Below are 23598 nucleotides of genomic sequence, written 5' to 3'. Positions count from 1 at the left end.
GAATTTGCCGTCCCCGTGGCGGGTCCTTCACAAGCCGGAGAGCGCCAGCCGCCATTTCGCGACGGAGGATGCAATGGTCGCACTGGTCGAGGTCGGGCTAGCCGAGGGGATCGTCACCGACGGCACGCTCGCCGCCCGCCAATCGCAGCGGGAGGCGATGTGGCGGCGGCGCGAAGGGATCGCAGCCGGGATGATCGAGACGCCGGGCGCGCTGAAAGGCGACACGGCGGTGCCTGTGGCCGAGATCCCGAGGTTCATTGAGCGCGCCTGTCTCGCGGTCGAGGCGATCGCGCCCGGCTGCCGCCCGGCGCCGTTCGGACATGTCGGCGACGGCAACATTCACTTCAACGTGTTACCGCCGCGGGACGGCGATGCGGCGGCGTTCGCCTCGCGCCACGACGCCTTGACTGCGGCCATCGAAGCCGTCGCGCTCGGCCTGGGCGGGACGGTATCGGCCGAGCACGGCATCGGCCTGATCCGTCGCGACGGGCTCCTGCGTATGCATGCGCCGGCCCATCTCGCGGCGATGCGGGCGATCAAGCTGGCACTCGATCCAGCCGGCCTCTGCAACCCCGGCAAGATCTTCTCCCGCGAGATTGTTGCTTCGGCCTGAACGAATGGGGCAGACCGGTCGCGCCGGGCATCGGCTCCCTCCAGGAGACCTGTGCGCGGGTAGCCGCAGTCGACGAGCAGCAATGCGATTGGCCTCCAGTCGATCAACCCATCGAGGTCATCGCGAATCTGAGGCAGGTCGACGTGCTGTCGATCTCGACGCCGTGCGCGCGGCCGCCCGGAGGCTGGCTGCGCAGGACTGCGAGGCGCTCGCCATCGTCTTCATCAACGCCTACGCCAACCCGGCCAATGAGCGCGCAGCGCTCGCCGCCGCCCGCGAGGTCTGGCCCAACGCCCATATCGCCTGTTCCAGCGCGATCCTGCCCGAGATCCGGGAGTTCGAGCGGGCCTCGACGACGGCGCTTAACGCGCCCCTCCAGCCCGTCGTCGGCTCCTATCTGGAGCGGCTCGAGGACGCGCTGGCGGTAGACGGCTTCATCGGCCGCTTTCACATCGTCCAGAGCAATAGCGGCGTGATGTCGACCGCGACCGCCTGCAAGCTCTCGATCCGCACCGCACTGTCGGGCCCGGCCGCCGGCGTCATCGCCGCGGCCGCGATCGCGCGGGCGGCCGGATTTCCCGACATCATCACCGGCGATCTCGGCGGCACCTCCTTCGGCACATCGAAGGCCGAGATTGCACGTCGGGTCCGGGAAGCCGCCGATCTCGAGGAGATCGGCCATCTGCTGGAGCGCAAGCCGCGGGAGCTCTCCGGCGGCCAGCGCCAGCGCGTCGCCGTCTGTCGCGCCATAGTCCGCTCGCCAAAGGTGTTTCTGTTCGACGAGCCGCTGTCCAACCTGGACACCCAGTTGCGCAACACGGCCCGGACCGAGATCCGCGCGCTGCAGCGCCGGCTCGGCACCACGACCGTCTACGTCACCCACGACCAGGTGGAGGCCATGACCATGGCCGACCGGATCGTGATCATGAAGGACGGCCACGTACAGCAGACCGGAACGCCGATCGAGATCTTCGAGAAACCGGCCACGCTGTTCATCGGCACATTCATCGGCACGCCCGGCATGAATGTGCTGGCGCCCGCCGCCGCCGGCGCCGGTGGCTGGACAGTCGCCGGCAACCCGATGCCGCCCATCGACCAGGCCGGGGACCAAATCGCCGTCGGCGTGCGCCCCGAGGATGTCGGGTTCGAACCGGCCGATGCCGATCCGTCCGCTCACGTGATCGAGGGCGTGAAGGTGCTTCGGCACCGAATGCCTGATCCATGCGGCCCGAGATGGCCGGTGGGTCGTCGGTAAGGTCGCGCGCTCCACTGCGCCCGCGCTCGGGGCGCGAGTTCGGCCCCGATTCAAGCCCGACGCAATCCACCTGTTCCACGCCGCCACCGGCCGGCGGCTCGACGCCTGAGCCGATCGTTTCTCGAGGAGCCTCCGCAATATGAAAATCACCGTCATCTCCGATATCCATCTCGTTGGACCGGGCGAAACGTCAAAGGGCCTCGATCCGGCCGCGCGGCTCGACCTGGCGATCGACTACCTCTCGACCCACCATGCAGACGCCGATCTTTGCGTGCGGCTCGGCGATCTCGCCGATCACGGCGCGGAACCGGCCTACCGACAGCTCGAGGAGCGGCTCACGCGCATCCACGTCCCGCTCAAGGTCTTGATCGGCAACCACGACGACCGCGATACCTTCCGGCGCCTGTTTCGGCTACATGCGACGGGTCCGGACGGCTTCGTCCACTCCGTTCTGGACACGCCGGAGGGTCGCCTCGTCTTCCTCGACACGTTCGAGGACGGCTATGCGAGCGGACGCGATCGGCCTCAACGATGCGGCACAGTTCCATGAGAAGCTGATGGCCCATGGCGATGTGCGGCAGATCATTGCCGGTCATACGCATCGCACCTGCTCCGGACTATGGCGCGGCCTTCCGTTCACCAATGTCGGGGCGCTGCACTACAATCAGGACTTCCAACAAGCGGATCACGCCGGCACCCTAACGCGCACGATGATGCCGATTGCGGTTGCGATCGTGCTGATCGGGGGCGGGAATGTCGTGGTCCACCACCAGGATGTCGCACCGACACGGCTGCCGATGCCGCCGCAACTGTTTCCGGAGAAGCGTGTCGAAGCGATCATCACGCGCGGCGGTCGCATTTCGGAGTAAGGCGACTGACACCACTCCGCGGCCATTTGAAAGCTCCGTGGTGACCATGAGGGTTGGGAGGCGCTCGACCGGCTGACGAGCTTAGGCAGCGCGCGGCAGCAGCCGGCGCTGCTCTAGCTTTGCAGGCTGTTTGAGGCGGCATTCGTTCAACGGGGCGGTCTCATTAACCGGCAGTATTCGGCGAGGATCGCGCCCGATCCACAACCGGGCACGGCCCCGCCAACAGGGCCAGCGTCCGCCACTTCGCTTTCAACATCTTCAAGGCGCTCGACGACAAACGAAGCCTCAAGCTCTGAAGAAGCAAGGCCGCCCGAAACAAAGCCTACATGGCAGAAATCATCGAAAACCCACGTTACACCGGATTCAGAGCCGTGGGGCTCCGATCGGCACCCTTGCCATATCCGCGATCCAGCGCGACTCGCCTGCTTTTGCTCCGCCACGGTGGCCTGGAATCCGACCGACATTGACAACAGGACGTTGCCCGCGCGCCCGCTGCAGATGCGGCACGAAGTCGGCGCGCCATTGGTTGACGGCGATGAGCCGAACGTTTCTGCTGGTCACTCACGGCTCCTCGGGATTACGGACTGCTGATGACGCCGCGTTGAGCTGCAGGCCCGTCTGCGCACAGGCTTCGGTTTTTCGGTTACTCGGCTGCGAGGGTGAGACGGGCCAGGCGCAGCTCCGGATGCTCGTCGAAGGGCTGGAGTGGCGTCATCCAACGCCGCTGCGTCTGTGCGGCCTCGATCCGAGCTGTGAACGGGTCGCGCCCGAACACCGTCCAGGCGATCGTCTCGTCGAGTTCGAGAAGGCCCCAGGCGGCCGCGGGCTCCGGCATCGTCGTGAAGCTCTCGGTCAGCGACTGCAGCGTGAGGTGTGGAATACCGTCGACGGTCGTCAGCGTGTTCCAGTGCACATGGCCGGACACGCAGACCACGGGCACGCTCGCGCGGCGCAACACAGCCCGGGCGCGCTCGGCGCCCGGATAGGTCGAGAACGCGGGATTCCGTTCGAAATAGTAATTTCCGGTCTGGGCATGCCCGGAGATCGGCACATGGCTGACGATCACCAGCGGCCGGTCGGCGGCGGCGACGGTCGACGCCAGCCAGAGCAGGTCGGTCTCCCGCAGCACGAATCCGCCGGGACGGTGAATGCGGGAATCCGCTGCCCAGAGAACGAGCCGCCAGCCGCCGAGATCGACGACACGATGGCCGAGAGGCTGGCGAAGGATCGCCTCGTTCTCGGCGACCGTCAGGTGGTCGCGATCGTGGTTGCCGCAGAGATGATAGCGGGGGGCGCCGATGGGCCCGAAGGCCTCCGCGACCTCCTGCTCGAGCCGCAGATCGGTCGCATGGTCGCCGTCGGAAATGCGGTCGCCGAGGTCGATCACGGCGTCAGGGCGCGCTTCTGCGACGAAGCGACTGAACTCCGACATCAGCCCCAGGGCGTGCGTGCCCAGCTTGGTGAAGCTGTCCTGTCCGTGATGGATATCGGCGACGAACGCCAGACGAATGGCTTTGCTCATGGTGGGCTCGCTGGGAACGGAAGGCGGGAAAGGGAGGAGCCGGCGCGGCCGGCCCCTCCCGGGTCGGGCTCAGCGGGCAGCCAGCGTGATGCGGCCGGCGCGGAAGTCGAGCACATAGGGGATGTGCCCGGGAAGCGGACGCCAGGCGAGCGAGCGCTTCATGCCGTAGGACTCGTAAGGCTGGTACAGGGGCAGCACCGGCGGATCGTTCTTGATCGCCTGCATCAGCCCGGCATAGGCCTGCTTGCGCTCGGCGAGGTCGGTCGAGAAGCGGAACTTCTCCCACAGCGCGATATAGGCGTCGTCGGCCTTGAAGCGGCCTTCCGAGGCGGAGTTGCCGGTGGGCGCCCACATGATGCCGAAGGCGCCGGCGGGATCTGGAAAATACATCGGGTTGGACCAGCCGCGCGCCATCATGGTCGGGTCGGAGCCGGTCCATTGCTCGGTGACGTTGAGCTGGGTCTTCACGCCGACGGCGCCCCACATCTCCTGAATCGCCTGGGCGGCGAGCAGGCCGTTGGTGTAGTAGGCCGCCTGGATGTCGTAGCGGATCGGCATGCCGTCATAGCCGGCTTCCTTCAGCAGCGCCCTCGCCTTGGCCGGATCGTACTCGAAGGTGGCGAGCTCCGGCATGTAGAGCGGGCCGAACTGCGCGAAGGTATGCGAGGTCGGCACCTTCGCCTTGCCGTACCAGAGCGCTTCGTTCAGCGTCTTGCGGTCGATCGCGTAGGACAGGGCTTGGCGCAGTTTCGGGTTCGCCATCTTCGGGTTCTGGGTGTTGAAGATGACGACGTGGAAGAGCGGCGTCTGCATGCCCTCCACCTTGAGCTTCGCATCGGATGCGATCGGGTCGAGCTGGTCGGGCGGGATGTTGGTGACGAGGTCGACCTCGGCGTTCTTCAGCGCGGTCAGGCGGCCCGACAGCTCCGGAATGCGCTGGACCGTGACCTTCTGGAAGGGGGCCTTCTCGCCCCAGAACCCGTCATGGCGCTCATAGACCAGGCGCTGGTTGGGAATGAACTCGCTGATCTTGTAGGGGCCGGTGCCGACGGGCTTGAGCGCGAAGGCCTCGAAATCGCTGGGCTCGGCGACATTCGGGTCGCCGGTCAGGGCCATGATGTATTTCTTCGGCACGATCATGCCCTGCTGCACGTTGAGCAGGGTTTCAAACAACGGCTCGGGCTTCGTCGCGGTGATCCGGATCGTCTCGGCGTCCACCGCCTCGATCTTGGCCATGTTGGGCAGCGTGTCGCGCTTGCGCACGGTGTAGGGCGGGAAGGTCGAGTTGATGATGCGGTCGAAGGAGAAGACCACGTCCTCGGCGGTCATCGGGTCGCCGTTGTGGAAGGTCACGCCCTGGCGGATCTTCAGCTCGATGGTGGTCGGCGACACCTGCGTCCAGCTCGTGGCGATGCCGGGCTGCCAGACGCTCTCGGCCTTGGACGGATCCTTGCCGATCAGCGGATCGAAGGCGTTGAAATAGAACTGCGAGCCGACATTGGAGAAGTCGCGGCCCGGATCGAGCCAGGGCGCCATGTTCTGGACGCCGACCTTCAGCTCCTGGGCCGCGGCGAGGCCGGTGAGGGCGGTGCTGGCGAGCGCTGTGGCGAGCGCGGTCTTGAGCAGGGTTTTCAGCATGGGATGGGCCCTTTTTAAAGACGAGCGGGAGGGGTGGCAGGCATGAGGGCGTTGCGTCAGCGCTCCTGCAGACGCACGTCGAAGCGGTCGCGCAGGAAATCCCCGAGCAGCATGGCGGCGAGGCTGACGAGGACGATCAGCATGGCGGGGACGGCGACGATCCAGGACGCGGAGGCCATGTAGTCGCGCCCCTGTCCGACCATCGAGCCGAGCGTGGCGGTCGGCGGCTGGACGCCGAGGCCGAGGAAGGAGAGGGCGGATTCGAGCAGGATCAGGTTGGAGAAGTTGAGGCTCGCCATCACCACTACGGGCGAGACGATGTTGGGCAGCATGTGGACGGTGGCGATGTGCCAGCGCGTGGCGCCGGCGGCGCGGGCGGCCTCGACGAAGGGCAGTTCGCGCAAGGCCATGACCTGCGCCCGCACGAGCCTGGCGAAATGCGCCCAATAGGCGATGCCGAGCACGCAAATGAGCACCGCGGTGTCGGTGCCCGCGAGCGCGACGACCAGAAGCGCGACCAGCGTGAAGGGCAGCGACAGCTTGATGTCGACGATGCTCATAACGAGCATGTCCACCCATCCCCCGAGCAGACCCGCGACGAGGCCGAGCGAGACGCCGATGGCGAGCCCGATCAGCGTACCGAACAAGGCCAGCGCCAGCGTCAGCCGCAGCCCGTAGAGACAGCGCGAGAGCAGGTCGCGCCCGAGCTGGTCGGTGCCGAACCAATGCGCTGGGTTGGCGCGCTCGAAGCCCAGCGGCGGCCTCAGGCGGGCCAGCAGCTTCTGCTGGTCGGGATCGAACGGCGCAAGCGCAGGCGCCAGGACCGCGAGCAGAACGAGCGTGAGCGCCAGCAGCCCGGCGGCGGCGACCAGCGGGCTCACGCCGCGCGGCCAGCGCAGCAGGCGCCGCGGGGGCTGGGCCAGAACGCGCTTGCTGTCGAGGACATCGGCCATGGCGGTTCTAGCTCCCGGCCAGTCGCACGCGCGGATCGACCAGCGCATAGGCCATGTCGATCAGCAGGTTGACGAGGATGACGGCGCTCGCGACGACGAGGACGCCGAACTGCAGCACGGGGTAGTCGCGTCGCAGCGTCGCGCCGACGAGCAGGTCGCCTATGCCGTTCCAGGCGAACACGGTCTCGACGACGACGGCGCCCGAGACGAGCGTGGTCATCTGCAGGCCGAGCACGGTGATGACCGGGATCAGCGCGTTGCGCAGCCCGTGGCGCAGGATGATCTCGCGCTCGGGCAAGCCCTTGGCGCGGGCCGTGCGCATGTAGTCCTCGCAGAGGACGTCGAGCATGGCGTTGCGGGTGTAGCGCGCCAGCGCCGCGACGAAATAGGCCGACAGCGCGACCGTGGGCATCAGATAATGCGCCAGCGAGGCGGAGCCTGCGCTCGGGAGCCAGTGCAGCGTGTAGGAGAATACCAGCAGCAACAGGATCGCGAGCACGAAATTCGGGATGGCGTAGCCGAGAAACGCGATGAAGAGCAGCCCCGAGCCGCGCGCCTGTCCGCGCCAGAGCGCGGCCAGGATTCCGGTCGGGACGCCGACGGCGATGGTCAGCGCCAGCGTCGCGAGCAGCAGCGAGGCGCTTTGCCAGAGCCGCTCCGTGAAGATCGTCGCGACCGGTCGACGCTCCATCAGTCCCAGCCCGAAATCGCCGGAGAGCAGCGAGCGCCAGAACCGGCCATACTGCTCGAGCAGGGACCGATCGAGGCCCCAATAGGCGATCATCTCGCGGCGCGAGGCGGCGTCGAGCCCGTCCGGCATCAGGAAGTCGATCGGGTTACCCGTGAGACGCGTGGCGATGAAGACGACCGAGACGATGGCCCAGAGCGTGATCGCCATCCGCAGCATCCGGCCGCCGAGGAATTCGAGCATGACGTCCCCTCTGCTGCTGGGCTGCGATGCCGGTTTGTAGGCCGCGCTTCATGACAGCAGAATGAAACAAGCTCATCGTATACTGATTTGACACTGAGAAAAACTCAGTTCATGCAGGGCGCTCCTTATCAGCCAAGCTGGATTCGCGCGGTGCGCTCGCTTCAGGATATTCGCGGCTGCCTCGTCGATCTCGACGGCACGCTGGTTCGCGGCGGCCACGCCCTGCCGGGCGCGGCGGCGTTCCTGGATGAACTCGACTGCCGTTACGTCATCGTCTCCAACAACGCCGAGCACACGCCCCTGGAGTTGTCGCGCGGCCTGCGCCGGATGGGCCTGGTCGTGGCGCCGCGCCGGATCGTCCTGGCCGGCACGATGGCGCTCGACGAGATCGCAAGGCGGCGGCCCCGGGCGCGCATCGCGATGCTGGCAAGCCGGAGCTTGTGCCTCTATGCGCGCGAACGGGGGCTGGAGCCGGTCACCGAGCGGCCCGATGTCGTCTTTCTCGGGCGCGACCGGCACTTCTCCTATCGACGGCTGACGCAGACCGCCAACGCCCTGCGCGACGGCGCGGAGTTCGTCGTCGCCAATCCCGATCACGTCCATCCCGGGCCCGATGGCTCCGTGGTGCCCGAGACCGGCGCGCTGCTCGCCGCCATCCTCGCCTGCACCGGCCCCGTGCCGCACCGCATCGTCGGCAAGCCCGGGCCTGTCCTGTTCGAGGCTGGTCTCGCGCTGCTGGGCCTGCCCCGACACGCGGTGATGATGGTCGGCGACAACCCCGCGACGGATGGCGAAGGCGCGCGCCGCATCGGCCTGCGCTATTTCGAACTGCGCGGCGGAGTTTATCCGAGCTGGGGCGAGGGCGTCCCTTGCCGCGCGCAGGCCGGCATGGTTGCCTTGACCGCATGAGTGCGCCCGGGCCCAGAGACACGCAATCGAGGCCTGGCGAAGCCTCGCCCGCCGAGGCCGGCGCCGAGAAGCGCAAAGCCGGGTTGGCCGCGCCCGAGGGCGCGCTCGACCGGCTCCGGACACTGCGGGCCAACCTGCCGCCGACAGCGGCGCGGATCGCGGATTTCTTCGTCGCGAATGCGGCCGAGGTCGTGCACATGTCGGTCACCGAAGTGGCCGAGCGCACCGGAGCAAGCGAGGGCAGTGTCATCGCGCTGTGCCAGCAGATCGGGGCGCGCGGCTTCCAGCAGGTCAAGATCGCGCTCGCCCGCGATCTCGTGCAGCCGGTGCAGTTCATCCACGAGGACCTCGTCCGCACCGACGATACGGGCACGGTGATCGAGAAGGTGTTCCGCAGCGATCTTCAGGCGCTGCACGACACCATGAGGGTGCTCGACACGCCGGCGATGGAGGCGGCCGTCGCCGCGATCCTGAAGGCGCGGCGCGTCGAACTCTATGGCATCGGCAGCGCCGCGCCGATCGCCGAGGACGCCAATTACCGCTTGTTGCGCATTGGGATCGAATCGAAGGTAGTGGTCGATTCCCACGTTCAGGCGATCAGCGCCTCGCTCACCGGCCCGGATGTGGCGACGCTCACCATCTCGCACTCCGGCAGCACGCATGAGACGGTGACCGCGACCAAGCTCGCCCGCGAGGCCGGCGCGACCACGATCTGCATTACCAATTACGGCAAGTCGCCGCTGCTCGCCTATGCCGACATCGTGCTCCACACGATGGCGCGCGAAACTCAGTTCCGCACCGAGGCGATGACGAGCCGGATCGCCCAGCTCGCGATCATCGACGCGCTGATCGCCTGCCTGTCGCTGGCCGATTACGATAGGGCACTCGCGACGATCGGCAAGACGTTCGATGTGCTGTCCAGCAAGCGTTTTTGAGAGGCCATCGGTTTCTAGAGGGCGCCCTTCCAGGCCGCGCCGACAGAACTGGCCCCGTTCCTGGCGTGTCTGGTGCGGGGCCCCAATGTCGTAGCGAAGACGAAGCCGTCGCGAGAACGCCTCAAGAGCTGTGCTGGCGGCTCGAGCGAAAAAGACGCAGCACGGCTGACACGGGCAATCCGAATACGCGCTGGCTCGATTGGTCGCCGCGCGGGCGACGAGCTCTTTTCTGGTCGATTGCGACGGAGTTGACGCCGCGATGGATGCTGAATTGTCTGGATTTGGGGTGTCGCCACGCTATGATCAGCGCCCTCTGCAGTTCACATTTGCCTTTCACACAGCAACCCAAGCGGAAGTCGAAAAAGTCTTTATAATTCAGTATTTAGGTAGCTCTACTGGAGGTTCGAGTCCTCTCCTGGGCACCACTTTTCTTCCTGTTTGATCGCAGGGGGTTAAGTGAAAACGAGGGTTTCCGTGAGATTCACTCTCACTCAGGAAGCTCACTCAATGGCTCTACGTATGGCAAGCGGGGATCCAGCGCCAACTGGCTCCTCAAAGTCCGTGTTCCCTCCGAGATCGCCGATAAGGCACGCGGACACGTCGTCTTGCCCATCGCGGGCAGGCGCACGCCGGTAGCCATCAGCGCCGGCTACGTCGAAGTCAGTCTCCGCACATCCGATCCCGATGAGGCGGCCCTGCGCTACGCGGAAGCTCATGAGGCCCTGCTCCAGCATTGGAAGGCGCTCAAAGCGGGTCCGACGCCACTCTCGAAACGCCAGGTGGTCGCTTTGTCGGCCGACGCCTACCGTGCGCGAATCAGTGAGATCGACGACTCTTCAGCGGTGACCCGTCGCGAGCTGATGAACTCCCAGCTCGACCAGTTTCTTGCCGCGTACCCTCATCTTAGCGCCGAAGAGCAACAGGCAGCCCTCGAAGGGTGGCTGGAAGGCCTTCTCGATGAACAGGGAGCCGATTTCATCGCCATTTTGGCAGCGGTGATTCCGGGCGTCTTCTCGGCTGAGAAGGAAGCGATGGCTCTCGAGAGCCGATACGGCGCCCGTGTCGATGCTGCGATCGCACTGAAGGGTGTTCAGCCGGACGACGCCAGCCGTCCGCACCTCATCTGGGAGTTTCGGCGAGCGGAGCTGGCCGGCAGCAAAGCGCTTGGTCGTATGCTCGAAGGCGATTTCAGCGACGAAGAAAAGCCGGCCTACTTTCCTCCATTCGAGCCCCCTCATCCTCCGATGGCGGCGTCACGTGCCACGAAGCCCCTAGCCTCCCATGATGATGGCGCCATGAGCCTCGCGCAGCTTTTCGAGGCGATGCGCGAAGCGATGCTGGAGTTCGTCAAGCCGTCCACGCTGCGTCGCTACCAGTCGACCATCGAGAAGCTGTCTGCCTTCAACGACCATGCCGACTTCCGCTCGCTGACCAAAGACCGTGTCAACGCGTGGATCAAGCACCGCACGACCCAGGAGGGCATCAGCAAGAAGACGGTCAGGAACAACGACCTCGTCGCCGTCCAGTCGTTGTTGAACTTCGCGATGACGGATGAGGGCGGCGCGCGGATCAAGGAAAATCCGATCCACGGCCTCAAGATCAAACTGCCCAGGGCCGCGAAGACGAAGCACGAGAGGCGCTTCCATCACGCGGAAATCGTTTCGATCCTGAAGGCCGCTGACGCGGTCGAGATGGGGGGTCGATATCCGAAGTCCGCCGCCGGCAACCGCTGGACGCCCTGGCTCGCGGCATACTCGGGCGCACGCATCCAAGAGCTTGTCAGCCTCGAGGCCGACCATATTCGCAAGGAGGGCACCGTGTGGGTCATGGACCTCTTCAAGACGAAGATGGATGAGGACCGAACGGTTCCCCTGCACGAGCACGTCATTGAAATCGGCTTCCTCGACTACGTCCGCAGCATCGGCAAGGGCCCTCTCTTCATCGATCCGCCCGAGGTGTCTGGTCGCACCGAGACCGCATCGCGAGATGCCTCCGAGGTCCGGGCATCAGGTGTCGCCACCTTCATTCGCGGCAAGGCCGATCTCCGGGAAAACGTCGATCCGAACCACGGCTGGCGCGGCACCTGGAAATCGATCGCCGCGAGTTTCGGCATCGAGGAGAGATATCGTGACGCGATTACCGGGCATACGCCGGGATCGGTCGGACGCAAGTACGAAAGACCGACCACTGCTGAGTTGGCCAAGGCGATGAAGAGGTTCCGCCGCTATGCCGTTTAGGAACGGTTTGATGGGGATATCTGCCTGCTACTGCCTCATGGTGTCGAGCTGTCGGTGTAGCATGCAGGTTGCGTCGGGATCGTGCGTGCGCTTTGGGAAACTGTCGCGCTTGAGGCGAGGCAGTGCTACTTCAGATGCCGTTTCTGGGCGGGCTTGATTTGGACGACACGCAGATCAGTTTCTATGGCTTGAGGTTCGAGAACGCGTTCCTGCGTGAAAAAGGGAAGGCGTTCGAGACTTTTTTTGCGCGTGTGATGGGCCACGGGTTTCCAGGGGACTTCGAGCCCGTGAGGCCTTACGGCCCTAGAGGCGACCTGAAGTGCGACGGCTACCGCGGAAGCGATGGAACGGTCTTCCAGTCCTATGCGCCTGATGCCATGAAGCTCGATCAGCTTCTCGCGAAGATCGACGAAGACTTTCATGGTGCGCTGTTGCAATGGGGCTCCCGCATGCGGCGCTGGGCCTTCGTGCACAATGACATGCGAGGGCTACCGGCTGAGGCAAACCGGAAGATGGCCGATCTTCGCGCTGCGAACCCTGCCGTCGCTATCGACGTGATCGGCTATCCGGAGTTGCGAGAGATCGCCATGCGCCTGGCGGTCCACCAGCTTCAGGACCTGTTCGGCGATGTTCCCTCTCAGCGCACGATGGAAAAGCTCGATTTCGCTGCGCTAAGCCCCGTCTTGGCTGCCATCCAGCGGCGCGAACCCGAAGCAGAACCACCCCTGACGGCGCCGTCGCCGGAAAAGCTCGAAGCCAACGCCTTGTCGACCGACGCCGCTGGCCTCCTGCGACAGGGTCGACGGCGCGAGAAGTTGGTGGAAGAATTTTTCGCGGCATGGCCTGATCCGGGCTTCGGCGAGGAGATCGCAGAGGCTTTCAGGCAGCACTATGCCAAGCTCAAGGCGGTTGCACTTGGCCCAGACGAGATCTTCGGCGAGCTCCAGTCTTTCGCCGGCGGCATGAGCGGCCCCCCATCACGTCAGGCTGCGGTTCTAGCTGTGATGTCCTATTTCTTCGAGCGGTGCGACATTTTCGAGGACGCCGCTTCAGGCACGCCGGCATGATCCTGCCCACCAAGCATCTCCGGCCCGAGAGAGCCCTCCTGACGATTGGCGGGGAGCTTCTGGGCTGCCTGCGGGAGCCGATGACGGTGTCACGGCTCTGGGACGAGCTGCGCCGCCGTCGTGGTGACGCCGGCGAGCCGGCGTCGATCAACTACGACTGGTTCATCCTGGCTCTGGATCTGCTATTCCTCGTCGGCGCCATCGATCTGGAGCGTGGATTGATACGGAAGGCCGCGACATGATTCACGGTGTCAGCAGCGACCTCCCCAGCTTTAAGTCCCTCACCTTCGGCCCGGGGCTCAACATCGTCTTGGCGGACAAGAGCGCAGGCGCGACAGATCGCCAGTCCCGCAACGGCGCCGGCAAGACGAGTCTGCTCGAGCTGATTCACTTCGTGTTTGGGGCCAACGCCGACGCTGATAGCATCTTCCGGTCGCCGGAGCTGACGCCGTGGACGTTCGAAGCTCGTGTGGACATCGGCGGCAGTGCGGTGGACGTCGGTCGATCCGGCAAGAAGCCCTCGCGCATCATGCTCCAGGGGGACACTACGCCTTGGCCCATTCAGCCGTCGCTGGATGCGAAGTCCGGCGACTTGATGTTTTCCAGCGAGAGGTGGCGCGCGCTCCTCGGCGCGGTCTTATTCGGGCTGCCCGTCGATGCCGATGAAGAAGATCGCCATCGCTTTGCTCCGTCATTCCGGTCGCTGTTTTCCTATTTCGCCCGGCGGCAGAATAGCGGGGGTCTGCTGGCGCCGACCCAGCAGTCGAGCAAGCAGCAGCCCTGGGACCAGCAGGTCGCCGTCTCATACCTACTAGGCCTTGATTCCCGCATCCCCTCGGAGCTCCAAGAGGTGCGGACGCAGGAAAAGGCAATGACCGAACTCCGCAAGGCCGCCAAGGAAGGCGGCCTGGGGCGCTACTTCGGAACGGCCGCCGATATCCGCACACGCCTGACGATCGCCGAAGCAAGGGCAAAGCGTCTGCGAGAGCAGATCGCGATCTTCAACGTCGTTCCAGAATATGCGGAAATGGAACGCGAGGCGTCCATCATCACGCGGCAGATATCCGGCCTGAATGATGAGAACACGATCGACCGAGAGCTCATCCTCCAGCTCCAGAACGCGTTGGCCAGCGAGCAGGCCCCGGCGATCGCGAACCTGGATCGCCTCTACAAAGAGGCCGGGGTGGTGCTGCCTGGCTCAGTGGGGCGCCGGTTCGAAGAAGTGGCCGTGTTCCACGAGGCCGTGGTCCAGAACCGCCGGTCCCATCTTTCTTCCGAGCTTCAGTCGGCCGAGGATCGCATTGCCCGGCGCGGGCTCGAACGGGCCCGGCTTGATGAACGTCGCCGCCAGCTCATGGGCATCCTGCAGTCCGGTGGCGCGCTTGACCACTATGCCCAGTTGCAGGAAGAGACAGGGCGGGCCGAAGCCGATGCTGAAGGCCTGCGCCAGCGGCTCGTCACGGCAGAACGGATCGAGAGCACCAAGGCCGAGCTCGATATCGATCGGGCGCGCCTGTTGAAAGCTCTGCAGACCGACCTTCATGAACGCGAGGGCGTGGTCACCAAAGCGATTCTCGTTTTCGAAGAGCTTTCGAACGCGCTGTATGAGAAGGCCGGGAGCCTGACGATCAGCGCGACGTCGAATGGGCCGACCGTTGACGTTCGCATCGATGCCCAGCGCAGCAAGGGCATCACGAACATGCAGATCTTCTGCTTCGATCTGATGCTCGCCGATCTGGCTACGCGCCGTGGCCTTGGCCCAGGGTTTCTGATCCACGACAGCCACCTCTTCGATGGCGTCGACGAGCGGCAGGTCGCAAAGGCTCTTCAACTAGGGGCAGATCATGCTGCTGCGGTCGGATTCCAGTACATCGTGACCATGAATTCCGACGCCCTTCCTCGGGATGGTTTCCGCCCAGGCTTCGATGTCGACGCCTTCGTATGCCCTACGAAGCTGACCGACGCCACCGAGTCGGGCGGGCTGTTCGGTTTACGTTTTAACTAGGCCTGCGCGGCGCTCTGAATGCGACTGAGGGCGGATCACAAGAGCGCCTCCCCCTGAGCGGCGTTACATGCAGTCCCTGCCTTGAAGGCCTGCCAGACGCCGGCGTGGTGGGCATGCCGGCATTGATCGTCGCAGCCATCCACGGCCCTGATGTGCACGTGCGCCGGCAAAGACGCCGACGCGCGATACGAGATGCCCGAGCTTGCTATACGTTCCCTGCCCACTCACCCAACTGGGCCTCGACGAACAGATGCGATGCGCCCCGGGAGACGGTTCCGGTAAAGGTGAATCCGTGCCGGATCGCCGCTTGCATGTGCAGCGGATCGGCCGTCTTCGCGCGCCCATTGACGAGGTCTTGGACCGCGATCTTGGCGTCACGATCTCCAGTCCCGCGCCGCGCGGGCCAGACCGCGATCTGTGAGCACGCCAAGTACGCCGCGATGAGCGCGCCCTCGGCCGCGAGCCTCGTCCGGTGCATGGCCGGGCTCGGTCGGAGCGCCTCCATGAACAAGCGATCGGCCGCAGCGAAGTAGTCGCGCGCTTTCTCCAGCACGGCCCTCATGTCGAGCCCCTCAGCCGCGAAGGCAGCCAGCACGGGCAGCTGCGCGGGCGTGTAGATTTTCCGGTTGGGAAGGCTCGCGACTTCGGCCTCGAGGTCGAACCCACTGACGGGCCAGGGGTAGAGGGCACTCTCCCGGTCGGAGACGTCGGGCTGGCGTGGCACGGCGAGCTGACCCGGACTGAAGGCGGCCTGAGCGATGCGGCCGCGCACGAAGTCGCCGCTGCCTTGCCAGCTCTGAAGCCATTTCCGGTTCGGCTGCATGGCGACCTTCGCGTCGACGTCGTCAAGGCTCTCGACCGGGAAGATCGCGACGATCATGGCATGTGCCCCGGCGATGGTGAGAAGGGCGATGCATTCGAGTGTTCCGACGCTATCCTGGCTGACGCTCCAGCCGTAAGCGTTGCGATGGGCCTCGGCCTTAACGGCGGCATCGCGCAGGTCCGGCCTCGACTGACGCAGCGCTACCATGTCGGCGATCGCGGGGTCGTCATGAAGCCGGGCGAGGATCGCCGTGATCGGATCGGCGTGCTCGCGGATCTCGCGATCATCATGCGATACCGCCTGGAACTCGAGTTTGTTGGTCATGTGAAAAAGTCCTGTTCGTGAGGGTGACAACCAGTCGGCTGCATCTCCTCCCTCTCAAGACAAAAGGGCGCCCCGCAGCGGGACGCCCCTTCCTGTCGTGGCTCTTGCGGGTGCTCAGGCGAGCGGGTGCGCCGCGAGCATGTCGCGCAGGGATTCGCCCATTTTCCGAGCTAGCGTCGGCGCCCATGACGGTGCGGAGGTAGTGGGTGGATTCCTCGCCCAGCTCCTGCCATCGAAGCTCCCGGTCGGCCAGCGCGTTGACCTCGCGCCACACCGGCTTCCGTTCGCCGTAGACGTGCCTCAACGCGGCGTTCGCCGTGATCCAGTCCCGGCGCAGGTACCCCACGCAGAGCGCCAGCGTGCCGGGCTCGATCCCGCGCGGAGGCCCGGCCTCGATGCACGCCTGCGCCAGGCCCCTGGCGCTGAAGTTGTCGGTGTTCGTGGTGATCGGCGGCTCCGCCGAGCCGGTCAGGAGCTCCAGCCCATAGGCGTCGGCCTCGCGCTCCTCGCGGTCCTCGCCGCCGAATGAGGGATCGCCGACATCGACCAGGGCCTTGCCGCCGCCGACGTGGCCGAGGGCCGCGTGCCCGATCTCGTGGGCGAGCGTGAACGCGATCGGCGCCGGATAGACGGCGTCCCTTCCGAGCAGCACGGCGTGCCGCCCGTCGACCTCGACCACCATCGCGCGCATCGACTTGGCCCGCAGGGGGAAGACCCGCAGGTGGACGACCGGGACCCCGAGGCCCCAGCAGGCCGAGAGCAGGCCGACCAGGTCGACGACGCGGCGATTGGAGAGCACGGCGGCCCTGAGGGCGGAAGCGGCGATGCCCCCGAGCGGCCGAACGTCCGGCGTCGCGCGCAGCAGCAGCCGGCCCACGGCGACGCCGAACGAAGCGAGCGCCCCTCTCTGGAAGGCATCGCCGGCCGTGAGGTTCTTGAAGCGCGCGTCGTCCTGCCAGACGAACTCGACGCGCTCGCCGAGCAGCGACTGCGGCGAGAGCCCGAGCTTGCGGGAGAGCGAGAACCTGAGCTCGGCCCGCGCCGAGGGGCTCGACGCCGCGTCGTCGTCCCACCAGGACGGCCAGGCGGCGCGGATGGCCTGATCGCTCAGCCCGGCGTCCTTCAGTTCCTTGATGAGGGCCTTGGAGTCCGGATCCACTGCTGTTCCCTGGACGATGCCATCCGCCGGGCGGCGGTCTAGATCAGCAGTCCCGCATGCGACGGGGCGTGCTCGGGCCGATCGATCGGCCCCCTGACGCCATCGACGAACGAACGCCACTCGGCGACCGAGCCGTCGGTCAATGCGTCGATCCCGTCAAGGTCCGCCGGGCATTCCACCGGGTCGGTCAGCCGGACCCAGTAGCTGTCGACCAGCCAGGCCCGGATGTTTGCCTCGTAGCCCGCCTCGCCCTCGCCCTGCGAGGTGCGCCGCAAAAGCGCGGTGACCTGGGATGCGCCGACGGGCGCGCCGGTCCTGCCCGCGTTCCGGTAGGCGGTCGGATCGAACGGTACGCCGCGCTCGATCGCGAGGGGCCTGTCGGACCAGCACATCAGCGCGAAGTGGCGCTCCTTCGGCCCCGTGGCGCCGTCGGCGCGGCTCGTCACCAGGACGTGCGGGGGAAGCGCCCGGACAGCGCCGTTCGCGTCGACGTAGCGCCGCCAGGCGACCGTCCGCCCAGGGCGGAGGTCGATGGCCTTGGGCCGGCTCTTCATGACCGAGAAGACCGCGGCGACGGGCTGGCCGAGCCGCGCCAGGGCGCTCGTCATCACCGCCGGCGCGTTGCCCACGCCCCAACAGAACATCCCGCCGCCGGCGCGGCGTTCCAGCTCCTTGCGCCGGACGATCGCGTCGAGGGCCTGGCCGGCCTCCGCCTGCATCCGCGACCAGCAGACGTACTCCTCCGCCGACCAGCCGACGGCTTGCCGGTGCGGGGGCGTCTCCCGAAGGTGCTGGATCGCGGTCATCGACTTTTTCCCATCTTCGTCCCGTAGGATGGCCGGGAACCTGGCAAGTCGCAAATCGGCGCGGCTCCCGGGCCGCGCAAATCGCCTTGGACCCTGTTTACATCCGTTGGATAACCTGTGCAAAACCATTCCATTCTTTTTCCCATATCGTCCCATGAAAACCGGCCGCCCCCCTAGCTGGAATCCCGTCGCCGCCCTGGGCCACGACGTCTGGACCGATGTCGTCCCCCTGGCCTCGAAGGGCCGGATCGTCGTCCCCGTGAGCGTGAGGAGCCGACTGCCCTGGCTGGCCAACCAGGAGGGCGGGCTCCTGGGGATCGTCGAGACAGGGCGCTTCGCCGAGCTGCTCCCATGGGAACCGCATGGTCGGCAGGCGATGGACGCCGTGCGACGCGCGATCGACACGGCCGACGCCACGGAGCGCGGGGAACTGGCGCTCGCCGCGATGGACCGGTACCTGCGCCTGACCTCGGACGGGGCCGGCCGAACCCTCCTGCCGGGCGCGCTCGTCTCGCACCTGGACGCCGAGGCGTCCTCCTGCGTCCGCGTCGTTATGCGGGACGCGCGGCTGTGGCTCTGGTCCGAGAGGCAGTGGCAGGCCGAGCGCGCGCGACGGGTCGCATGGCTCGCCGAGCGTGAGGCCCTTCCCTGAGGCGTCGGTTCTTCCACGCGCGGCGATCCCATGTCTCGGACCTTACGCACGCGATAGACCAAAACAAGAACATTTCTGGGCGAGGACCTCGCTGGCGCGGGCAAGGGGGCGCCTTGCCGCTGCGCAACTGTCCGCTTAGCGGACCATAATCCGACGTTCGTTTAAACGAACAACAGCGAGATATTGCATTTTTGCAATGAGGCTTGGTGCGTGCCGGTGGCTGCGCGCCTGGGTCCGAGGATGATGGGCTTGGCAGGTGCCTCGAGAAGCTGAAAGCGGGCGAACGAGTCACGAACCCGGCTGCGACGCGAGCAGTTGAGACCGGCCGGTCAGAATTAAAATGCGATAAATGAGATTCGCGGACGCGCCGGCGGATAGCGGCTTGACCCGTCCATTAGAGGAACGCTTCCAAGCCGTGTCGCAGATTTGGGCCGATGAGCCAGGCGTGGCCGTAGAGGACAAACCAGGCGTAGATGACGGCAGCTGCGGACGCCTGGACGGCGAGCACCCGGCCGGCACCGGGCGTTGTCCGGCGGACCAGCATGGCGGCAAAAGGCAGGATCGAGGTCTTGCCTGCTACCCGGGACCAGCGGTCCGGCCCCATTCTGAGCCTTGCCTTGGCGTCGAGCCGGCGAAAGCCCATGGCGGCGAGCGCCGCCATGGCGCCAAATAGCAGCACCGGGATCAGCCTGCCGTTCGGCGGCAGATGCGCGAGGGCCCACAGCAGCAAACCCCACAGCACGGGATGGCGCGTGACCGTGGCGATGGCCGGCAAATCGGCACCGATCCGGAGGCTCAGCGAAAGCGGGGTGCCCTGAACTAGTCCCGAGATGATGAGGAAGAGCGCAAAGGGCATCAGGACGAAGGGCGTCAGATAATGCCAGCGTTGGGTCTCCCACAGAACGATGTCGTCCGCCTGACGGGCCGCCACCACGAGCCAGGCCATCAGGACAAGGGAGAGGATGGAGTAGGCCGTGATGTAGCCGCTACGCCCCATCGTTGCGACCAGTCGACCCCGGATCGCGGGGGCGGCCGGCACGAGGTGGAACAGCAGAAAGGCTGTGAGCGCAGCCAGAAACAAAGCCATTCAAACCCGCCCCTGTGGCGAAGGCCACGCGATGCCGCCGACCCGAATGGCATCAAGCTAGATGATCCCGGCGGCAGGTCATTGCTCCGGCGCAAAGACGAGCTTCGCGGGCAGCATACGATGGGGCCAGCAGGGGATCTCACCGTGCCGAGCATCCAGCCCGAAACGCCGGTCGACGACGTCATGCGGCAGTGGCCGACACGATCCGCGTTTTCCTCCGACACCGATTTCTCTGTGTGGGATGCCCGATCGGCCGTTTCCATTCGGTGCGGGACGCCTGCCGGAACCATCAACACGACATCGCCTCTTTCGTTGAAGCCCTTGAGGCGGCGGCCGGGCGAGCCGGTGGCGAGCGGGAAATGAGATGAGCAATTACGATTTGGCGGTTTCGGCGATGGCGAAGAGCCCATGCGGATCGCGCACTACGATCCGCTGGCGCCCGCCTTCGACAAGCCCTCGCGCCTCCCAGCCCGGGATCGCCTCCCGAACTGGTGTCGTTCGCGGTTAGGCCGACGACGGTGAAGTCGTCGCGGCCGATGCGGATACGTTCGCCGAGTGCGAGGCCGGTCTTGCGATCGGCCACCACTTCGGAGCGCGACTTCAGGATGGCGCGGCCTTCCTCGATTGCAACAGCGTCAATGACCGGTCGGACAGAAGCGCTTTGGTCTCGATTGTCAGTGGCGTGTCGAGAGCGCCAGAATCGGTTGGTTCGCGGGTTCCCTGACCTCGTCTGAGCCGTGTCCGAGGCCTAGCGCGTCGGACAAACTGGCCCCATCGACCGTGAGTTGATCAAGGTCGATCTCTCGCGCCATCGTGCCGCAGAAGAGGCGCCAACTCTCGATGTTGCGCCAGGGTACGGCGATCAGAAGCGGCAGGCCGGCCTCGATCGCCTCGGCGATCAGGGGGCGGAACCCCGCGCCCTCCGCTTCGGTCTTGCCGAACTTGTTCAGGATGACAAGGTCCGGCCCCGTGTCGAGCGCCGCCCGCACGATCTGCATCGCACCCAGCAGTTGACCGACGTCAAGCGCGCAGCCACGCGCCAGCGGCCCGCGATCTTGCGAGATGCCGATCAGCTCGCCGCTCGCAAGCTCCTCGAGGACCATGTCGCAGCGCGACCGTCCCGGGCGCGCCGTGTTGTGCTGGACCAGCCCGGCGAGCCGAAAACCCCGCTCGATCAACGTCATGGCGACGTCGCGCAGGGCGCGGTCCGCCGCATCGCTATCTGTATAGATCAGGGCCGTGATGGTGATGATGTCTGACATCGGGGTGGCTCTTGTCTCGGGTTCAACCATGACCGGGGGGGTGGAGACCGGTAGCGCTGCAGCAGGGCGGATCGGAGTGCTCGACCGCGGCGAGGTTTGCAAAGGCGTCCAGGGCCTGGCGCCTCAGTGCGCTCACGGCTTCGACGGGATGAAGGACGCGATGATCGATCGAGGGCAGCGCATCGCGTTGCTCGACCGACGATAGATGAGGACCGAGGTCACGCAGCAGGCCGTCCTCGATCGCATAGATCCAGCCATGGAGGTTCAGCTCCTGGCCGCGCGCCCATGCGTTCTCGACGATTGGTGTCTGTGCGAGCCGGCGAACCTGCATCTCGACGTTGATCTCGCACATCCGGTCGAGGCGGCATGCGTCATCTGGAATGAGCGCGAAGGTCTCACGGTGCTTGCGGTGGAGCATCGAGATCGGCTGAAGCCAGTGGTCCAGCATGGAGCCGCGTTCCATCACCAGCGCCCGCTGAACGCCGCCGCAGCCATAGTGGCCGCAGACGATGATGTGCTCGACCCTCAATTGCTCGACGGCATATTCGATCACCGAGAGGATGTTCATGTCGCTGGTGTGGACGACATTGGCGATGTTGCGATGGACGAAGACCTCGCCGGGATCGAGGCCGAGGACGTCGTTGGCCGTGATGCGGCTGTCCGAGCAGCCGATCCAGAGATAGCGCGGCGTCTGCTGCTCGGCCATGCGCCGGAAGAAATGGGGATCGCTCCGGGTCTTGGACTGGGCCCAGGTGACGTTGCGATCGAAGAGATGATCGAGCGTGCGCGACATCAGGCGCCCATCCCATGTCGATCTTTCATGGTGGCGCTCATCGTCGCGAGATCGCCCCGCGTGAGCCGAACGCGCGCGATTGCCAGGACGATCCCGTTCTCGGCCGCCAGGTGATGATGCTCGCTGGTCGCATAGGCAAGCAGGAGCTTGCGTGCCGCCGCTCCCAGCCTGATGGGCCCCGGGCCCGTCCGCTTGGTCAGAATTGTGTTGATCGCCTCGATCATCGTCCGTGACTGGCGATGATCCGCGACGAGCCGCGACACCGTCACTCCGAGATTGTCTTCCAGCGGAGCGCGGCGAAGCAGGGAAGGAAAGAGGTCCTCCTCCTCGTCACGGTGGTGCAGATCGACATCGTGACGAAGGTATCTTACGACCGCGTCGGCTTCGGCACGATCGATATATCCCTGCCGGGTGATGCGGCGAAAGGCGTCGCAAAGGCTGCGCTGCCGGCCATGATCGACCAGGATGTAGTCCATCGGCGTATCGAGAAGCGCAGCCGGAATCGGGTCGGCGAAGGTCTTGCCAGCGCCCTCTCCACCAGCGGCAGCCGCTTCATCGATGGTCATCGCAGCCCCCGGACCCGCATGAGCAGCCGCCGCTCGTCGCCGGAGCGGGAGCCGCGTCGCTCGCCAGAGCCCAGCGCAGCATCTTGCCGAGCACGACCCTGGCGGGATCATCGGCGCGCTCGATAGCGGTCATCAGCGCCAACCAGTCCTCGTCACCGGCCTGCGCCGCGTAGCGGCGCGAGGCGTTGGCGACGTACTCGCCCGGCGTCTCGTCATGCTGCTCGCCCATCTCCTGGATCTGCGCGAGCAGCACGACGTCGCCCAATGCATCGAGCGCCACGGCCGCGTCGTTTTCGTCCGACAGCCGCGTCAGAAGGGCTCCGAGCTGCATGGCAGGCTCCTATTGAACGAGGGGGGATGGGCTCGCCGCGATCTCGACGCCGGTGATCTCGGCGCGTCCGGCGAGGATCGTGATGTATTGCTGGATCGCCATGCGGCGGACCTTTTCGTCGAGCCAGGCGGCGATCCGTGGCCGCACGGCTTCGAAGGGTAGCGGCTGGCCGGCGATGCGGCGCTCGATCCAGACGATGTGGAAGCCGTAGCGCGTCTCGACGGGATTCTCGCCGACGGAGCCGATCGGAAGCCGGCCCAGCGCGGTTTCGAATTCCGGCACGGTCTGGCCCGGACCGATCTGTCCGAGATGGCCACCGGTCTGGCCCGATGGACAGGCGGAAACGGCCGCTGCCAGCGCGGCGAAGCAGGCGGGATCCTGCTGGATCTGCAGGATCAGCAGCGAGGCCTGGCGGCTCGCCTCCATCCGGGCCGGCGCGTCGCCCGGCGCCGCCGGCAGCAGAATATGACGCGCCTCGATGATCGCAGGCGACTGGAAGCGAATCCGGTTGGCCTCGAAATACCGCCGGCAGCTGGCCTCGTCAGCCTCGGGCGTGACCACCTCGTCTTCGACGAGTTGGCGGATCAGCGCCTCTTCTTCAGTCTCGCGCCGGCCCTCGCCATCCGTGGCCGGCGCTGCGGGGAATCCGATCCGTCGCGCCTCCTGCAGCAGGAGTTCGCGCACGACCAGGGCATGGGCGGCGGCCTGCCAGGCCTCGATCGGCTTTGCAGCCGGATGGTTTTGCGTCTCCTGCGCAATTGCGGCGCGGGCGATGGCGACGCCATTGACGCTGACGGTCTTCGGCTTGTGCGAAACGGCCGGCTTGACGGCGCAGGCGGAGGTGGTGGCGTTGGTCATGAT

24 protein-coding genes and 2 pseudogenes are annotated in these 23598 nt (G+C 66.1%); 13 read left to right on the top strand and 13 right to left on the bottom strand.

The annotated features are described in order from the left end of the window. Positions 1-4: 4 nt before the first annotated feature. From AE618_RS13890 to AE618_RS13875, 5 genes and pseudogenes are all read left to right on the top strand, one after another. A complete protein-coding gene (locus tag AE618_RS13890; RefSeq protein ID WP_082365256.1) occupies positions 5-613 on the top strand; it encodes an FAD-binding oxidoreductase in 609 nt (202 codons plus the stop codon). A gap of 139 nt (positions 614-752) precedes the next feature. Further along, positions 753-1238: pseudogene (locus AE618_RS29150) on the top strand (hydantoinase/oxoprolinase family protein); the annotation flags it as partial. Between the two features lie 9 nt (positions 1239-1247). Then, positions 1248-1868, top strand: coding sequence for an ABC transporter ATP-binding protein (locus AE618_RS29145; protein WP_349236435.1), 621 nt, complete (start codon positions 1248-1250; stop codon positions 1866-1868). Between the two features lie 139 nt (positions 1869-2007). Further along, positions 2008-2418 (top strand): metallophosphoesterase, encoded by a 411-nt coding sequence (locus AE618_RS13880; protein ID WP_054209668.1) that lies wholly within the window; start codon positions 2008-2010, stop codon positions 2416-2418. Further along, positions 2372-2737: a hypothetical protein gene (locus AE618_RS13875; protein WP_054209667.1), complete on the top strand. Its 366-nt coding sequence runs from the start codon at positions 2372-2374 to the stop codon at positions 2735-2737. The genes AE618_RS13880 and AE618_RS13875 overlap by 47 nt, the downstream gene beginning before the upstream one ends. Positions 2738-3380: 643 nt before the next feature. On the opposite strand, the gene AE618_RS13870 is transcribed toward AE618_RS13875, so the two are convergent. The 4 genes from AE618_RS13870 to AE618_RS13855 all read right to left on the bottom strand — a co-directional run bounded on the left by AE618_RS13870 (position 3381) and on the right by AE618_RS13855 (position 7781). Next, positions 3381-4259, bottom strand: a complete 879-nt coding sequence (locus AE618_RS13870; RefSeq protein ID WP_054209666.1) for a metallophosphoesterase family protein — start codon at positions 4257-4259, stop codon at positions 3381-3383. Between the two features lie 69 nt (positions 4260-4328). Further along, positions 4329-5897: an ABC transporter substrate-binding protein gene (locus AE618_RS13865; RefSeq protein ID WP_054209665.1), complete on the bottom strand. Its 1569-nt coding sequence runs from the start codon at positions 5895-5897 to the stop codon at positions 4329-4331. A gap of 56 nt (positions 5898-5953) precedes the next feature. Continuing rightward, complete coding sequence (locus AE618_RS13860; RefSeq protein WP_054209664.1) at positions 5954-6850, bottom strand: ABC transporter permease; 897 nt, start codon at positions 6848-6850, stop codon at positions 5954-5956. A gap of 7 nt (positions 6851-6857) precedes the next feature. Further along, positions 6858-7781: an ABC transporter permease gene (locus tag AE618_RS13855; protein WP_054209663.1), complete on the bottom strand. Its 924-nt coding sequence runs from the start codon at positions 7779-7781 to the stop codon at positions 6858-6860. A gap of 150 nt (positions 7782-7931) precedes the next feature. On the opposite strand from AE618_RS13855, the gene AE618_RS13850 reads away from it, so the two are divergent. The 6 genes from AE618_RS13850 to AE618_RS13825 all read left to right on the top strand — a co-directional run bounded on the left by AE618_RS13850 (position 7932) and on the right by AE618_RS13825 (position 14934). After that, on the top strand, positions 7932-8690 hold the full coding sequence (locus AE618_RS13850; RefSeq protein WP_197280782.1) for an HAD-IIA family hydrolase: 759 nt from the start codon (positions 7932-7934) through the stop codon (positions 8688-8690). Further along, entirely contained in the window at positions 8687-9625 is a 939-nt protein-coding gene (locus tag AE618_RS13845; RefSeq protein WP_082365254.1) for a MurR/RpiR family transcriptional regulator, read from the top strand. The genes AE618_RS13850 and AE618_RS13845 overlap by 4 nt, the downstream gene beginning before the upstream one ends. Before the next feature lie 605 nt (positions 9626-10230). Further along, positions 10231-11862, top strand: coding sequence for a tyrosine-type recombinase/integrase (locus tag AE618_RS13840; protein ID WP_054209661.1), 1632 nt, complete (start codon positions 10231-10233; stop codon positions 11860-11862). A gap of 134 nt (positions 11863-11996) precedes the next feature. Next, positions 11997-12929, top strand: a complete 933-nt coding sequence (locus AE618_RS13835) for an ABC-three component system protein (protein WP_248310871.1) — start codon at positions 11997-11999, stop codon at positions 12927-12929. Further along, positions 12926-13171, top strand: coding sequence for an ABC-three component system middle component 6 (locus AE618_RS13830; protein WP_054209660.1), 246 nt, complete (start codon positions 12926-12928; stop codon positions 13169-13171). The genes AE618_RS13835 and AE618_RS13830 overlap by 4 nt, the downstream gene beginning before the upstream one ends. Further along, positions 13168-14934 (top strand): ABC-three component system protein, encoded by a 1767-nt coding sequence (locus tag AE618_RS13825; protein ID WP_054209659.1) that lies wholly within the window; start codon positions 13168-13170, stop codon positions 14932-14934. The genes AE618_RS13830 and AE618_RS13825 overlap by 4 nt, the downstream gene beginning before the upstream one ends. Positions 14935-15139: 205 nt before the next feature. Here the strand turns inward: AE618_RS13825 and AE618_RS13820 are convergent, their stop codons facing one another. Genes AE618_RS13820 through AE618_RS13810 form a run of 3 tightly spaced genes read right to left on the bottom strand, consistent with a single transcriptional unit; the run spans position 15140 to position 18046 of the window. Continuing rightward, positions 15140-16081, bottom strand: coding sequence for a hypothetical protein (locus tag AE618_RS13820; RefSeq protein WP_054209658.1), 942 nt, complete (start codon positions 16079-16081; stop codon positions 15140-15142). Beyond that, the gene (locus AE618_RS13815) at positions 16044-17240 is read right to left on the bottom strand and encodes an ImmA/IrrE family metallo-endopeptidase (RefSeq protein ID WP_197280781.1); all 1197 of its coding nucleotides are present in this window, start codon (positions 17238-17240) and stop codon (positions 16044-16046) included. Before AE618_RS13815 ends, AE618_RS13820 begins: the two co-directional genes overlap by 38 nt. 38 nt (positions 17241-17278) lie before the next feature. Next, on the bottom strand, positions 17279-18046 hold the full coding sequence (locus tag AE618_RS13810) for a hypothetical protein (RefSeq protein WP_054209657.1): 768 nt from the start codon (positions 18044-18046) through the stop codon (positions 17279-17281). Positions 18047-18305: 259 nt separating this feature from the next. Here AE618_RS13810 and AE618_RS13805 point away from each other — a divergent pair, with 259 nt between their 5' ends. After that, positions 18306-18698: a hypothetical protein gene (locus AE618_RS13805; RefSeq protein ID WP_156330266.1), complete on the top strand. Its 393-nt coding sequence runs from the start codon at positions 18306-18308 to the stop codon at positions 18696-18698. 394 nt (positions 18699-19092) lie between these two features. Here AE618_RS13805 and AE618_RS13800 read toward each other — a convergent pair whose 3' ends face one another. Further along, on the bottom strand, positions 19093-19785 hold the full coding sequence (locus AE618_RS13800) for an NnrU family protein (RefSeq protein ID WP_054209655.1): 693 nt from the start codon (positions 19783-19785) through the stop codon (positions 19093-19095). 191 nt (positions 19786-19976) lie between these two features. On the opposite strand from AE618_RS13800, the gene AE618_RS27370 reads away from it, so the two are divergent. After that, the gene (locus AE618_RS27370; RefSeq protein ID WP_372688811.1) at positions 19977-20153 is read left to right on the top strand and encodes a hypothetical protein; all 177 of its coding nucleotides are present in this window, start codon (positions 19977-19979) and stop codon (positions 20151-20153) included. A 306-nt stretch (positions 20154-20459) separates the two neighbouring features. On the opposite strand, the gene AE618_RS13795 is transcribed toward AE618_RS27370, so the two are convergent. The 5 genes and pseudogenes from AE618_RS13795 to AE618_RS13775 form a co-directional block, all read right to left on the bottom strand. Then, a complete protein-coding gene (locus AE618_RS13795) occupies positions 20460-21047 on the bottom strand; it encodes a DUF2478 domain-containing protein (RefSeq protein ID WP_054209654.1) in 588 nt (195 codons plus the stop codon). A gap of 211 nt (positions 21048-21258) precedes the next feature. Beyond that, positions 21259-21840 (bottom strand): annotated as a pseudogene (locus tag AE618_RS13790) (carbonic anhydrase); the annotation flags it as partial. Next, positions 21840-22316 carry a hemerythrin domain-containing protein gene (locus AE618_RS13785; protein ID WP_197280780.1) on the bottom strand — a complete coding sequence of 159 codons (477 nt, stop codon included), beginning with the start codon at positions 22314-22316 and terminating at the stop codon, positions 21840-21842. The gene AE618_RS13785 and the pseudogene AE618_RS13790, both read right to left, overlap by 1 nt. A gap of 76 nt (positions 22317-22392) precedes the next feature. Beyond that, positions 22393-22737, bottom strand: coding sequence for a hypothetical protein (locus tag AE618_RS28505; RefSeq protein ID WP_054209652.1), 345 nt, complete (start codon positions 22735-22737; stop codon positions 22393-22395). A 9-nt stretch (positions 22738-22746) separates the two neighbouring features. Next, positions 22747-23595, bottom strand: a complete 849-nt coding sequence (locus AE618_RS13775; RefSeq protein WP_054209651.1) for a peptidylprolyl isomerase — start codon at positions 23593-23595, stop codon at positions 22747-22749. Between the last annotated feature and the right edge of the window lie 3 nt (positions 23596-23598).

Source organism: Allobosea vaviloviae, assembly GCF_001298265.1.
GTDB classification, from domain to species: Bacteria; Pseudomonadota; Alphaproteobacteria; order Rhizobiales; family Beijerinckiaceae; genus Allobosea; species Allobosea vaviloviae_B.
Note: the sequence above shows the minus strand (reverse complement) of the source record. Positions and strands in the feature narration are given on the sequence as shown.

Bases quoted from the DNA above. Each gene is read 5' to 3' on its own strand.
- AE618_RS13835 (WP_248310871.1), top strand. From the start codon at position 11,997: ATGCCGTTTCTGGGCGGGCTTGATTTGGACGACACGCAGATCAGTTTC.
- AE618_RS13830 (WP_054209660.1), top strand. From the start codon at position 12,926: ATGATCCTGCCCACCAAGCATCTCCGGCCCGAGAGAGCCCTCCTGACG.
- AE618_RS13825 (WP_054209659.1), top strand. From the start codon at position 13,168: ATGATTCACGGTGTCAGCAGCGACCTCCCCAGCTTTAAGTCCCTCACC.
- AE618_RS28505 (WP_054209652.1), bottom strand. From the start codon at position 22,737: ATGCAGCTCGGAGCCCTTCTGACGCGGCTGTCGGACGAAAACGACGCG.
- AE618_RS13865 (WP_054209665.1), bottom strand. From the start codon at position 5,897: ATGCTGAAAACCCTGCTCAAGACCGCGCTCGCCACAGCGCTCGCCAGC.
- AE618_RS13810 (WP_054209657.1), bottom strand. From the start codon at position 18,046: ATGACCGCGATCCAGCACCTTCGGGAGACGCCCCCGCACCGGCAAGCC.
- AE618_RS13855 (WP_054209663.1), bottom strand. From the start codon at position 7,781: ATGCTCGAATTCCTCGGCGGCCGGATGCTGCGGATGGCGATCACGCTC.
- AE618_RS13800 (WP_054209655.1), bottom strand. From the start codon at position 19,785: ATGGCTTTGTTTCTGGCTGCGCTCACAGCCTTTCTGCTGTTCCACCTC.
- AE618_RS13875 (WP_054209667.1), top strand. From the start codon at position 2,372: ATGCGAGCGGACGCGATCGGCCTCAACGATGCGGCACAGTTCCATGAG.
- AE618_RS13870 (WP_054209666.1), bottom strand. From the start codon at position 4,259: ATGAGCAAAGCCATTCGTCTGGCGTTCGTCGCCGATATCCATCACGGA.
- AE618_RS13845 (WP_082365254.1), top strand. From the start codon at position 8,687: ATGAGTGCGCCCGGGCCCAGAGACACGCAATCGAGGCCTGGCGAAGCC.
- AE618_RS13820 (WP_054209658.1), bottom strand. From the start codon at position 16,081: ATGACCAACAAACTCGAGTTCCAGGCGGTATCGCATGATGATCGCGAG.
- AE618_RS13880 (WP_054209668.1), top strand. From the start codon at position 2,008: ATGAAAATCACCGTCATCTCCGATATCCATCTCGTTGGACCGGGCGAA.
- AE618_RS13795 (WP_054209654.1), bottom strand. From the start codon at position 21,047: ATGTCAGACATCATCACCATCACGGCCCTGATCTATACAGATAGCGAT.
- AE618_RS13785 (WP_197280780.1), bottom strand. From the start codon at position 22,316: ATGGACTACATCCTGGTCGATCATGGCCGGCAGCGCAGCCTTTGCGAC.
- AE618_RS13775 (WP_054209651.1), bottom strand. From the start codon at position 23,595: ATGACCAACGCCACCACCTCCGCCTGCGCCGTCAAGCCGGCCGTTTCG.
- AE618_RS13860 (WP_054209664.1), bottom strand. From the start codon at position 6,850: ATGGCCGATGTCCTCGACAGCAAGCGCGTTCTGGCCCAGCCCCCGCGG.